11 protein-coding genes are annotated in these 11,555 nt (G+C 62.8%); 7 read left to right on the top strand and 4 right to left on the bottom strand.

Annotated elements, in window-relative coordinates:
* Positions 1-126: 126 nt before the first annotated feature.
* Positions 127-723, bottom strand: coding sequence for a PadR family transcriptional regulator (locus AC0QUY_RS30915; RefSeq protein ID WP_475390021.1), 597 nt, complete (start codon positions 721-723; stop codon positions 127-129).
* 129 nt (positions 724-852) lie between these two features.
* Between AC0QUY_RS30915 and AC0QUY_RS30910 the strand changes: the two genes are divergently transcribed.
* The 4 genes from AC0QUY_RS30910 (at position 853) to AC0QUY_RS30895 (ending at position 6,858) form a co-directional block, all read left to right on the top strand.
* Positions 853-1,239 carry a nuclear transport factor 2 family protein gene (locus AC0QUY_RS30910; RefSeq protein WP_161850498.1) on the top strand — a complete coding sequence of 129 codons (387 nt, stop codon included), beginning with the start codon at positions 853-855 and terminating at the stop codon, positions 1,237-1,239.
* Between the two features lie 189 nt (positions 1,240-1,428).
* Positions 1,429-3,219, top strand: coding sequence for an acyl-CoA dehydrogenase C-terminal domain-containing protein (locus AC0QUY_RS30905; RefSeq protein WP_161850497.1), 1,791 nt, complete (start codon positions 1,429-1,431; stop codon positions 3,217-3,219).
* Between the two features lie 64 nt (positions 3,220-3,283).
* On the top strand, positions 3,284-4,492 hold the full coding sequence (locus tag AC0QUY_RS30900; protein ID WP_161850496.1) for an acetyl-CoA C-acetyltransferase: 1,209 nt from the start codon (positions 3,284-3,286) through the stop codon (positions 4,490-4,492).
* A 152-nt stretch (positions 4,493-4,644) separates the two neighbouring features.
* Entirely contained in the window at positions 4,645-6,858 is a 2,214-nt protein-coding gene (locus AC0QUY_RS30895) for an FAD-dependent oxidoreductase (RefSeq protein WP_161850495.1), read from the top strand.
* A 157-nt stretch (positions 6,859-7,015) separates the two neighbouring features.
* On the opposite strand, the gene gstA is transcribed toward AC0QUY_RS30895, so the two are convergent.
* Complete coding sequence (gene gstA / locus AC0QUY_RS30890) at positions 7,016-7,630, bottom strand: glutathione transferase GstA (protein ID WP_475390019.1); 615 nt, start codon at positions 7,628-7,630, stop codon at positions 7,016-7,018.
* A gap of 121 nt (positions 7,631-7,751) precedes the next feature.
* On the opposite strand from gstA, the gene AC0QUY_RS30885 reads away from it, so the two are divergent.
* The 3 genes from AC0QUY_RS30885 (at position 7,752) to AC0QUY_RS30875 (ending at position 10,413) form a co-directional block, all read left to right on the top strand.
* Positions 7,752-8,240, top strand: a complete 489-nt coding sequence (locus tag AC0QUY_RS30885) for a MarR family winged helix-turn-helix transcriptional regulator (protein WP_161850493.1) — start codon at positions 7,752-7,754, stop codon at positions 8,238-8,240.
* A gap of 96 nt (positions 8,241-8,336) precedes the next feature.
* Positions 8,337-9,707 carry a glutamate--cysteine ligase gene (locus AC0QUY_RS30880; protein ID WP_475390018.1) on the top strand — a complete coding sequence of 457 codons (1,371 nt, stop codon included), beginning with the start codon at positions 8,337-8,339 and terminating at the stop codon, positions 9,705-9,707.
* A 148-nt stretch (positions 9,708-9,855) separates the two neighbouring features.
* Positions 9,856-10,413, top strand: coding sequence for a PAN domain-containing protein (locus tag AC0QUY_RS30875; RefSeq protein ID WP_161850491.1), 558 nt, complete (start codon positions 9,856-9,858; stop codon positions 10,411-10,413).
* A gap of 99 nt (positions 10,414-10,512) precedes the next feature.
* Here AC0QUY_RS30875 and AC0QUY_RS30870 read toward each other — a convergent pair whose 3' ends face one another.
* Positions 10,513-11,079, bottom strand: coding sequence for a nucleotidyltransferase family protein (locus tag AC0QUY_RS30870; RefSeq protein WP_475390017.1), 567 nt, complete (start codon positions 11,077-11,079; stop codon positions 10,513-10,515).
* 98 nt (positions 11,080-11,177) lie between these two features.
* Complete coding sequence (locus AC0QUY_RS30865) at positions 11,178-11,519, bottom strand: MmcQ/YjbR family DNA-binding protein (protein WP_161850489.1); 342 nt, start codon at positions 11,517-11,519, stop codon at positions 11,178-11,180.
* Positions 11,520-11,555 lie beyond the last annotated feature (36 nt).

The following is an 11,555-nucleotide window of genomic DNA, read 5'->3' as shown; positions in this document are numbered from 1 at the left end:
CGTCCCAATCGTATTTTCGCGCAGGTTGTCTGTCTCGGAACTGACTTTTTCCCGTCACGGTAAATAACGGGTTAAGGAATGGGGCCGATCGCCCCAAAAGTTACCGGGCGACCAAATTAACCGGCCCTAACCTTTGTTTTCGCGCTGGTTTTCCTCGATGGGCAGAACGTTGGTCCGCTCCGCCCCGGAGGAGAGGGGCGACAGCGCCTCGATCGCCTCTTCGCACCATTCTGCCACGGCGCGCTCGTAGGCGAGGCCGACGCGAAGGCCGAGCAATTTGCCCAGGTCGGCCGTCGGCGCGGTGCCATCCGGGAATCGTTTGTTGAGCAGGCGCTCGTAGCGGGCAAAGCGGTCGCGGTGGTGCTCCAGACGCGCCATCAGGTCGGTGCGCAACGGTTCGACATCGACGCTGTCGAGCGCATAGAGCCGTACCAAAAGGTCATCCTTGATCGAAGCCGGAACGCTCGGCCGCGCGGCCCAGTGCCGGAGCGCGGCCCGCCCCTCCGGCGTCAGCGTATAGACCAGCTTGTTGGGCTTGCCGGACTGCACCACCTCGCGGCCCTGAATATGGCCGCGATCACGAAGCTTGGTGAGCTCGCGATAAATTTGCTGGTGGTCGGCCTTCCAGAAGAATCCAATGGAGTTGTCGAACGTCTTGGCGAGCTCATAGCCCGTCATCGGACGTTCGGTCAGGCAGGCAAGGATCGCGTCACCCAGCGCCAAGACGCAGGTCTCCGGCTTTCAATCGTGATTTGACATTATGCATAAAGTTGCATATGCGTCAACGCGCATAAGCTCCGGAGAGGTCTTCCCCGGCGCGCTAGCCCGTCATCGCCCGCACCAGGAGACATCATGACCATGAGCGGCCTCGACAAGTGGTACGGCTACATGAAGTCCCATGACACGGCGGCGTTGTGGGATCTCTTGCATCCGGACGCGGTGTTCGAAAGCCCCGTCGTCCACACGCCGCAGCGCGGGCGCGACATCACTTTCAAATATCTGGCGAGCGCCGAAAAGGTGCTGGGCGGCCCCGGCTTCAAATACACAGGCGAATGGCGCAGTGCGAACGGCGCGGTCCTCGAATTCGAAAACGAGATCGAGGGCATCAAGATCAACGGCGTCGACATCATCACCTTCAGCGATGACGATAAGATCACGCACTTCAAGGTGATGGTGCGTCCGCTGAAGGGGATCAATCTGCTGCACCGCTTGATGGGGGAGCAACTCGCCAAGCCGTGACGAGGGGTGAGGGAGCAAAGACCGCGACGATATCAGGTGCCGTTTATGTCGCAATGGCTGCCCGGATATTTCGCTCACCTGCTCACTCCCTAGGACTGCCGGAACCGGATAAGGTCGCGTTCCGGAACGCCCACGACGAATCTCATTTCAAACGCCTTCACCACCTTTCGCCGCTGCCGGGAGAACATCATGCCGATCTACAAAGCCCCCGTGGAAGACGTTACCTTCCTGCTCAACGACGTATTCCAGATCGATCGCTACGACAATCTGCCCGGTTTCACCGATGCCTCCGCCGATGTGCGCGAAGCCATTTTGGGCGAGGCCGCAAAACTCTCCGAAGAGGTTTTGCAGCCGCTCAACCGTATCGGCGATCTCGAAGGCTGCAAGCGGCACGACGACGGCTCCGTGACGACGCCGAAGGGTTTCAAGGAAGCCTTCAAGCAGGTCGCCGAAGGCGGCTGGCTTGGGCTGTCGGCGCCGGCGGAATATGGCGGGCAGGGGCTGCCGGTGACGCTGAGCCAGGTCGTCACCGAATTCCAGAGCGCGGCCAACATGGCCTTCTCGATGTATGGCGGTCTCACCATGGGTGCGACCGCGGCGCTTCTGGTGCATGGCAAGCCCGAGCAGAAGAAGATGTTCGTGCCGAAGATGGTGGCGGGCGAATGGACCGGCACCATGAACCTCACCGAGCCGCAATGCGGCACGGATCTCGGTCTGTTGCGCACCAAGGCGGTGAAGCAAGCCGACGGCAGCTACAAGATATCAGGCACCAAGATATTCATCTCGTCCGGCGAGCACGACATGGCCGAGAATATTATCCACCTCGTGCTGGCACGCATCGAAGGTGCGCCGGCCGGCATCAAGGGTGTGTCGCTGTTCGTGGTGCCGAAGGTGCTGGTCAATGCCGACGGCTCGCTGGGCGCTCGCAACGGCGTGTCCTGCGGCTCGATCGAGCACAAGATGGGTATTCACGGCAATTCCACCTGCGTGATGAACTATGACAACGCCACCGGCTGGCTGATCGGCGAAGAGAACAAGGGCATGCAGGGCATGTTCGTGATGATGAACGAGGCCCGCCTCGGCGTCGCCGTGCAGGGGCTGGCGCAGTCCGAAGTCGCCTATCAGAACGCCGTCCAGTATGCGCGCGAGCGCCTGCAGGGCCGCGCGCTGACGGGCGCGAAGGAGCCGGACAAGGCGGCCGATCCGATCATCGTGCATCCCGACGTGCGCCGTGTGCTGCTCACCATCCGCGCCTTCAACGAGGCGGCGCGCGCCATGGTGGTGTGGACGGCGCTGAAGAGCGACGTCGCTCACCGCTCCTCCGATCCGAAGGACCGCGATGCAGCCGACGACCATATGGGCCTGATGACGCCGGTCATGAAGGGCATGATGACCGACGTCGGTTTCTCCAACACGGTGCTGGCGCAGCAGATGTATGGCGGCCATGGCTATATCGCCGAGCACGGCATGGAGCAGTTCGTGCGCGATGCTCGCATCGCCATGCTCTACGAGGGCGCTAACGGCATCCAGGCGCTCGACCTCGTCGGCCGCAAGTTGCCCCGCAATGGCGGCCGCGCCGCGATGGCGTTCTTTGCCGAAGTCGCAGGCTTCGCCAAGGAGCACGGCGCCGACGAGGCGATGAAGCCGTTCGTCACGCCGCTCTCGACCGCGCTCGGCCATTTGCAGCAGGCCACCGGCTGGCTGATGCAGAACGCGATGGCCAAGCCCGACAATGCGGGCGCTGCCGCCACCGACTACATGCAATTGTTCGGCCTCGTCGCCTTCGGCTACATGTGGGCGCGAATGGCGAAGGTGGCACAGGACAAGATTGCCGCCAGCGGCGCCACGCCCTATCTGAACACCAAGCTGGTGACCGGCCGCTTCTTCATGGAGCGAATGTTGCCGGAAACCCACGTTCATCTTGCGCGCATCCAGAGCGGCTGCGCCACCACCATGGAATTGGCGGCGGAAGCGTTCTGAGATTTTCCACCGTTTCTCCGTCCCTTCGCCTATAATATTATGATCCTCATACCAGGAGGGCGTCATGCCTGAGGCATATATCTACGATCACGTTCGCACCCCGCGCGGCCGCGGCAAGGCCGATGGCGCGCTCCATGAGGTCACGGCGCTGGCGCTCGCCACCGTGCCGCTGCAGGCGCTGAAGGAGCGCAACAATCTGGCTGAGGACGTCGTCGATGACGTCGTGCTCGGCGTGGTCGATCCGGTCGGCGAGGCTGGATCCGACATCGCGCGCTTCGCGGCGCTGAAGGCGGGGCTCGGCGAGACCGTTCCCGGCGTGCAGATCAGCCGCTTCTGCGCCTCCGGCCTCGATGCCGTGAATTTCGCCGCCGCCCAGATCATGGCCGGCCAGCATGAACTCGTGATCGGCGGCGGCGCCGAATCGATGAGCCGCGTCGGTATCGGCGCCTCGGGTGGCGCCTGGCCGATGGACCCCTCTATGGCGGTACCGGCCTATTTCATGCCGCAGGGCGTCTCGGCTGACCTGATCGCCACAAAGTATGGTTTCTCGCGCGACGACGTCGATGCCTATGCGGTGCAGAGCCAGCAGCGGGCCGCAAAGGCCTGGGACGAGGGTCGCTTCAACAAGTCGGTGGTGCCGGTGAAGGACGTCAACGGCCTCACCATCCTTGCCAAGGACGAGCACATGCGCCCCACCACGACGATGCAGTCGCTGGCGCAGTTACAGCCGTCGTTTACCGTGGTCGGGCAGATGGGCGGGTTCGATGCGGTGGCGATCCAGTCGCATCCCGAAGTCGAGAAGATCAATTACGTCCACCACGCCGGCAACTCGTCCGGCATCGTCGATGGCGCGGGCGCCGTGCTGCTCGGCAGCAAGGAGGCGGGCGCCAAGCACGGCTTGAAGCCGCGTGCGAAAATCCGCGCCTTCGCCAATATCGGCTCGGAGCCCGCGATGATGCTGACCGGACCTGTCGACGTCACCGAAAAGCTGTTCGAGCGCTCAGGCATGAAGAAGTCGGACATCGACCTGTTCGAGCTCAACGAGGCCTTTGCTTCCGTCGTGCTGCGCTACATCCAGGCGTTCGAGATCGACAATGCGAAGATCAACGTCAATGGCGGCGCGATCGCGCTCGGCCATCCGCTCGGCGCCACCGGCGCCATGATCCTCGGCACCGTGCTCGACGAGCTGGAGCGCACCAACAAGTCGACCGCGCTGGTGACGCTGTGCATCGGCGGCGGCATGGGGACCGCGACGATCATCGAAAGAGTCTGAGCTGCCGTAGGGTGGGCAAAGGCGCATCTGCGCCGTGCCCACCATCACGCGCTCTGCAAGGAATGGTGGGCACGCTGCGCTTTGCCCACCCTACGGGATCACAATTTAACCGCCGCGCCTGACATCGGCTGCCGGCATCGAGGGAGCACCACATGGCCTTCAAGAATTTCAAAGTTGAAACCGACGCCGACGGCATTGCGCTCGTCACCTGGGACATCCCCGGACGTTCGATGAACGTGCTGGACGAGACCTCGACCACCGAGCTCGAGGAGATCCTGAAGCAGACCACGGCGGATGCCGCGGTGAAGGGCGTCGTCATCACCTCCAGCAAGGAGGCCTTCTGCGCCGGCGCCGACTTGTCCATGCTCGAGGGCATGAACAAGGAATACGCCAAAGTCTTCAAGGAAAAGGGCGAGGTCGCGGCCAACCAGATGTTGTTCGATCAGAGCCGCCGCTTCTCGCTGGTGCTGCGCGGCATCGAAACCTGCGGCAAGCCGTGGGCCGCTGCGATCAACGGGCTCGCGCTCGGCGGCGGCTTTGAAGTGACGCTGTCCTGCCACTACCGCGTGGCGGCTGAAAATCCCAAAACTCGCCTCGGCTTGCCCGAAGTGAAGGTCGGCCTGTTCCCCGGCGCCGGCGGCACGCAGCGCGTGCCGCGCCTGGTGCCGCCGCAGGATGCGATGACCATCCTGCTCAAGGGCGATCCCGTCACCGTCGAGAAGGCCAAGGCGCTCAATTTGATCCACGCCATTGTGCCGGCTTCCGATCTGATCAAGGCGGCCAAGGACTGGATCAAGGGCGGTGGCAAGGCCGTCGCGCCCTGGGACGAGAAGGGTTTCAAGCTGCCGGGCGGTCCGGTGTTCTCCAAGGCCGGCATGATGATGTTCCCGGCCGGCAATGCCATCTACCGCCGCGAGACCTACGACAATTATCCGGCCGCGCGCGCCATCATGAGCTGCGTCTATGAAGGCCTGCAGTTGCCGATCGACGCCGCGCTGCGCGTGGAGTCGCGCTACTTCACGCAGGTGCTGCGCTCGAAGGAAGCCGCTGCGATGATCCGCAGCCTGTTCCTGTCGATGCAGGAACTGAACAAGGGCGCACGGCGTCCGCAGAATGTGCCGGCGAGCAAGATCAAAAAGATCGCCGTGATCGGCGCCGGTTTCATGGGCGCCAGCGTCGGCTACGTATCGGCCCGCGCGGGTCTCGACGTCGTTCTGATCGACCGCGACCAGGAGAGCGCCGATAAGGGCAAGGCACACGCCAAGAGCGTCATCGACGGTCTGATCGCCAAGGGCCGCGCCAAGCAAGCCGAGGCCGACGCCATCATGTCGCGCATCGCGCCGACCGCGGACTACGCTGCCCTCGGGGATTGCGACCTCGTGATTGAGGCCGTGTTCGAGGACCGCAAGGTCAAGGCGGATACTTTCGCCAAGGCGCAGCAGTACCTCAAGGCGGACGCGATCTTCGCTTCCAACACCTCGACGCTGCCGATCACCTCGCTCGCCGAAAACTTCAAGGATCAGGGCAGGTTCATCGGCATCCATTTCTTCTCGCCGGTTGAGAAGATGATGCTGGTCGAAATCATCCTCGGCAAGAATACCGGCGACGTCGCGCTGGCCGCCGCGCTCGACTATGTGCGCATCATCGGCAAGACGCCGATCGTGGTGAACGATTCGCGCGGCTTCTACGCCAACCGCTGCGTCGGCCGTTACATCGCCGAAGGCAACGAGATGTTCCTCGAAGGCGTGCCGCCGGCGATGATCGAGAACTGCGCCAAGATGGCCGGCATGCCGGTCGGTCCGCTGTCGCTGTCGGATGAAGTTGCCCTCGACCTCGGCCTGAAGGTCATCAAGGCGACGGAAGCCGATCTCGGTCCCAACTCGATCAACCCGGATCAGAAGAAGCTGATGGTGGAACTGGTCGAGAAGCAGGGCCGTCTCGGTCGCAAGAACAGCAAGGGCTTTTACGATTATCCCGAGAAGGGCAAGGGCCAGAAGAGCCTGTGGCCGGGTCTCTCCGCGTTGCAGCCGAAGCAGCTCGATCCTGACACCATCGACATCGAGGAGCTGAAGCAACGCTTTTTGGTGGTGCAGGCGGTGGAAGCCGCCCGCACGGTGGAGGACCACGTCATCACCGATCCCCGCGAGGCCGATGTCGGCTCGATCCTCGGCTTCGGTTTTGCGCCGTTCACCGGCGGCACGCTGTCCTATATCGACTTCATGGGCACGCGGAAGTTCGTCGAGCTCTGCCACAAGCTCGAGGCCAAATACGGCTCGCGCTTCACCCCGCCGAAGCTGCTGGAAGACATGGCGGCAAGCGGCGAAACCTTCTATGGCCGCTTCCCGCCGAAGAAGCAGGCGGCGTAAGCTTTGTAGGTTGTAGCCCGGATGGAGCGAAGCGAAATCGGGGATCTCGCCACTTGCTGCACTTTCCCGGATTGCGCTGCGCTCCATCCGGGCTACGCAACGAGAAAGGGGCCGGATCATCGATCCGGCCCCTTTCATATTCGTTATTCGCAAGAACTCACGCCGCCTTCAGCAGCCCTTCCTTGGTCATCGCTTCCTGCACCTTCGGACGGGCGGCGACGCGGGCCTTGTAGGCCAGCAGGTTCGGCATATCAGACAGATCGAACTTGAGCCGGTCGGTCGCCCACATCAGCATGGTGAAGAGGTAGCCGTCGGCGACGGTGAACTGCTTGCCCATCAGGTAGTCGCGCCCCGTTAGCGCGGTTTCCAGGTACTTGAACTTGCTCATGGCGCGGTCCTTGAAGAAAGGCTTGGCGTCGTCGGCGAGCAGCGGAGAGAACATCGGTCCGAGATTTTTGTGCAGCTCGGTGGTGATGAAGTTCAGCCATTCGAGCAGCTTGTAGCGCTCGTCGGAATCGCGGGGCGGCGCCAGATTCTTGCCCGCCTTGTCTGCGATCATCTGGACAATGATCGGGCCCTCGGTGACCAGTTCACCCGAATCGAGCGCCAGTGCCGGGACCTGGCCCTTGGGGTTGACCGTCAAAAAGTCGTCACCGTTCTCCAGCTTCTTGGCGCGCAGGTCGACCTTGACCAGGTCATAGGGCAAACCGGCCTCAAGAAGCGCGATATGGGGGGATAGCGAGCAGGCGCCCGGGGAATAATACAGTTTCATGGGTTCTTCCTTCCCTCGACATTATTGCCGGGCCGACTAAATGCATTTGCATGAAATAGTCAAGATTGATGCACCTGCATTTAGTGCGGTACACTGATTGGTGATAGATACGGACCGGACCATGAAACGCAAACCATCGACCGAGGCGACCGCTGCCTGGATCCGCCTGATGCGGGTGCAGAGCCGGGTGCTCGATGCCGTGGAGCAGGACTTAAAGAAGGCCGGCTTTCCGCCGCTGGCCTGGTATGACGCGCTGTTGGAACTGTCGCGCGCGCCGTCCGGCGAGATGCGCCCCGTGGAACTGGAAAAGCAGATGCTGATCCCGCAATATTCCACCTCGCGGCTGATCGACCGGCTGGTCGATGAGGGCCTGGCGGCGCGGCGCGAATGCAAGATCGATAAGCGTGGTCAGTTCGTGGAGATCACCGAAGCCGGGCGCGAGTTGCAGAAGAAGATGTGGAGCGCCTATTCGGCGGCGATCGAAAAGCACGTCGGCTCCAAATTGTCCGATGCGGACGCCCTGAAGCTATGCGGCCTGCTTGACCGGCTGGGCTGCTCCTGTTCCGACGTCAAGACGGCCGCTGCCCGCGACGGCGTGCCGGCGCGATGACATCTTTGATACGTTTCGTTGGTGCGGACGAGGCCGTCCGCATCCCCTTGGCCACCCGGCGCGTTCGGTCGAATCGCCAGTTATCCGGATTTTTTCATGGCGCGTGACCAGATCGATATGACGCCGCTGCAATCGCGTGACGAGCTCGTCACGTGGTTCGAAGCCGGCATCAAGCCGCCGTCCGAGTTCCGCATCGGCACCGAGCACGAGAAGACCCCGTTCACGCTCGATGGCCGTCAGCCTGTGCCCTACGAAGGCGCGCGCGGCATCGGCGCGCTGCTCGAAGGCATGCAGCTCCTGCTTGGTTGGGAGCCGATCATGGAGCGCGGCAACATCATCGGTCTCTATGATGTTACCGGCGGCGGCGCGATTTCGCTGGAGCCCGGCGGACAGTTCGAACTGTCCGGCGCGCCGGTCGAGACCGTGCATCAGACCCAGTCCGAGCTGATGGCGCATCTGGCGCAGGTCCGCGAGATCGCGACCCCCCTGGGGATCGGCTTCCTCGGGCTCGGCATGACGCCGTCCTGGTCGCGGTCGCAGATCCCGATGATGCCCAAGGGCCGCTACAAGATCATGACCAACTACATGCCGAAGGTCGGAAGTTACGGCATCGACATGATGTACCGGACCTGTACGGTGCAGACCAATCTCGACTTCTCCTCGGAAGCCGACATGGTCAAGAAGCTGCGCGTCTCGATCGCGCTGCAGCCGGTGGCAACCGCCTTGTTCGCCAATTCGCCGTTCACGGAAGGCAAGCCCAACGGCTTCCTGTCGTTCCGCTCCGAGATCTGGCGCGACACCGACAATGCCCGCTCCGGCATGCTGCCGTGGGTATTCGAGGACGGCATGGGGTTCGAGCGCTGGGTCGACTACGCGCTCGACGTGCCCATGTACTTCGTCAAGCGCGGCGACGAATATATCGACGTTTCCGGCTCGTCGTTCCGCGCCTTCTTCGAGGGCCGCAACAACTCGCTGCCCGGAGAGCGCCCGACCTTGTCGGACTGGGCCAACCATCTGTCGACGATTTTCCCGGAAGTCCGCCTCAAGCGCTATCTGGAAATGCGCGGCGCCGACGGCGTGCCGTGGGGCCGGCTGCCGGCGCTGCCGGCGTTCTGGGTCGGCCTCTTGTACGACAATGAGAGCCTGGATGCGGCCTGGGATCTGGTCAGCCACTGGACGGCGCAGGAGCGTCAGGCGCTGCGCGACGACGTGCCGCGCTTCGGCTTCAAGGCCAGGATCAAGGATCGTTATCTGTTCGAGATCGCCAAGGAATGCCTGAAGCTGTCGCATTCAGGCCTCAGGCGGCGTGGCCGCATCGATCAACTCGGCCGCGACGAGAGCCGTTACCTCGAACCCCTGGAGCGGCTTCTCGATTCGGGCCGCACGCCGGCGGAAGAGATGCTGGACAAATTCAACGGCCCTTGGGGCGGTTCCGTCGAGCCTGTCTATCAGGAATACGCGTTCTGATTGAACGGGTTGCTTCGCTTTTGAGCCGTTCATCCACCGTACAGGTTGATGGCGCTCAAATGGCGCCCGGATCAAACAGACAGGGCGTGATGACGATTTGAGATAAGTCATCCCGTCCTGAAAACGCGAATTTCGAAAGCTACCGCAGATGGGGACTGTTCGCCGGCTCAGGGCGTGTGTGGTGACGCTCGCCTTTTTGGCAGCGGCCCTGTCCGCGCGCCCGGCGCTGGCGCAGGCCAATTTCGACCGTCCCGGCGGCGACTATCTCAGCGCACCCGTGATATCGGGCGATCCGGCGGAATGCGCGCTGGTCTGCGAGCGCGACAAGCGCTGCCGCGCCTGGAGCTTCAACTATCCGACTGACCTCGCCAACCGCGCGGTGTGCTGGCTCAAGAGCAACGTTCCGGCGCGGGTGCAGAGCGAGTGCTGCGTTTCCGGCGTACGCGGCGCCGGGGTGGTCGAGCGGCGCAACGAGACAAGCGAAACCTCGATCGACCGCTTCGGCGGCGACTACAAGAGCTTCGACCTCAAGAGCAGCGACGGCGGCGACGACGCCTGCAAGGCCGCCTGCGCCGCCGACAACAAATGCCGCGCCTGGACCTACGCGCGGCCGGGCTATGCCGGCAAGGAAGCGCATTGCTTCCTGAAGAAGGACATCAAGCCACCGCGACGGAAGGCGGGGTTTACCTCGGGCGTGGTGCGGTAGCGTATAGAATCGTAGCCCGGATGGAGCGAAGCGCAATCCGGGGGGCGCACCCAGCCGCAACACTCCCGGATTTCGCTGCGCTCCATCCGGGCTACGGCTTCATTCCGCCGGCAACACCGTGATCTCCGGCCACAGCGCCTTCCAGCGCGCAGCCTTCACCTCATAATTCGCCGCGGAAAAATTCGGGCCCGGATTCGGCCGCACGATCAGAGCGGCGACATCGTCAAAACCATTCGGCGCATAGACCTCATAGCCATCCCGCACACGCTGAATTCCGATCTGCGTGTTCCTGGTCAGAAACCGGTCGATGCCTTGCGTCGAACAGCGTAGCTCCGGATAGGGCAGGCGATGCTTCTCTGGGTACCATAGATGAACGCGCGCCTGGTTGCGCGCCTCGACCGCGATCCCGTGTTCAGTGAAGCGCTCCGCCAGCTTGCGAATAATCGCGTCTTCCGCTTCCCACGACGTATCGGGATCGAAATAGAACACGTCGTAATCATTGATGCCGTAGTCGACTGCGCGCCTGGTCAGCACGTTCCACGCGGTCTGCACCAGACAGCCGGAGACCAGCCACGCGTCGGGCAGCGCGAGCCGAAATAGCTCTTCGGCGATGGCTTCGTTGGCGGGATTTTGCAAGGCGGCGGTGAGGAATTGGTCTTTATCCATAGGCACGCCGCCGTAGGGTGGGCAAAGCGCAGCGTGCCCACCATTCCCTTACGATCATGGAAAGATGGTGGGCACGGCGCTGCGCGCCTTTGCCCACCCTACAAAGTCGTATCGAATTCCTTCACCGCCTTTTTCGACGCCAGCGTGCGCCAGTGCCGGCGAAGGAACGGCTCGACGGTGGCGCTGCGAGCCTTCGACAGGCGGATCAGCACCATCGGATAATCGCGGTAGTGATCGGTGAAGTAAAACGTCTTCGGCTGGCTTTCCACCAGCATCTCGCGCTCGTCCCTTGGCACGCCCGGCATCACCAGGCTGTCGCCGTCTTCCTTCAGTCGCACCAGCATCTTCTTGCGCACCTTCAGGGCCGGCGTGCCGTAGGAGGTGCCGTCCTCGACCTCAGGCCAGCGAAGCGCGATTTTTCTGACGTCGTCGAAGGTCATGGGCTTCGGCTCTCTCTTCTCGTCATGCCCGGGCAA

This window comes from Bradyrhizobium sp. WYCCWR15520, from assembly GCF_056174665.1.
Note: the sequence above shows the minus strand (reverse complement) of the source record. Positions and strands in the feature narration are given on the sequence as shown.

What these genes read in the sequence shown, in the direction of transcription:
- AC0QUY_RS30870 (WP_475390017.1), bottom strand. Translation starts at nt 11,079, where the DNA reads ATGGATAAAGACCAATTCCTCACCGCCGCCTTGCAAAATCCCGCCAAC.
- AC0QUY_RS30865 (WP_161850489.1), bottom strand. Translation starts at nt 11,519, where the DNA reads ATGACCTTCGACGACGTCAGAAAAATCGCGCTTCGCTGGCCTGAGGTC.
- AC0QUY_RS30910 (WP_161850498.1), top strand. Translation starts at nt 853, where the DNA reads ATGACCATGAGCGGCCTCGACAAGTGGTACGGCTACATGAAGTCCCAT.
- AC0QUY_RS30905 (WP_161850497.1), top strand. Translation starts at nt 1,429, where the DNA reads ATGCCGATCTACAAAGCCCCCGTGGAAGACGTTACCTTCCTGCTCAAC.
- AC0QUY_RS30880 (WP_475390018.1), top strand. Translation starts at nt 8,337, where the DNA reads ATGGCGCGTGACCAGATCGATATGACGCCGCTGCAATCGCGTGACGAG.
- AC0QUY_RS30875 (WP_161850491.1), top strand. Translation starts at nt 9,856, where the DNA reads ATGGGGACTGTTCGCCGGCTCAGGGCGTGTGTGGTGACGCTCGCCTTT.
- AC0QUY_RS30900 (WP_161850496.1), top strand. Translation starts at nt 3,284, where the DNA reads ATGCCTGAGGCATATATCTACGATCACGTTCGCACCCCGCGCGGCCGC.
- AC0QUY_RS30885 (WP_161850493.1), top strand. Translation starts at nt 7,752, where the DNA reads ATGAAACGCAAACCATCGACCGAGGCGACCGCTGCCTGGATCCGCCTG.
- AC0QUY_RS30895 (WP_161850495.1), top strand. Translation starts at nt 4,645, where the DNA reads ATGGCCTTCAAGAATTTCAAAGTTGAAACCGACGCCGACGGCATTGCG.
- gstA (WP_475390019.1), bottom strand. Translation starts at nt 7,630, where the DNA reads ATGAAACTGTATTATTCCCCGGGCGCCTGCTCGCTATCCCCCCATATC.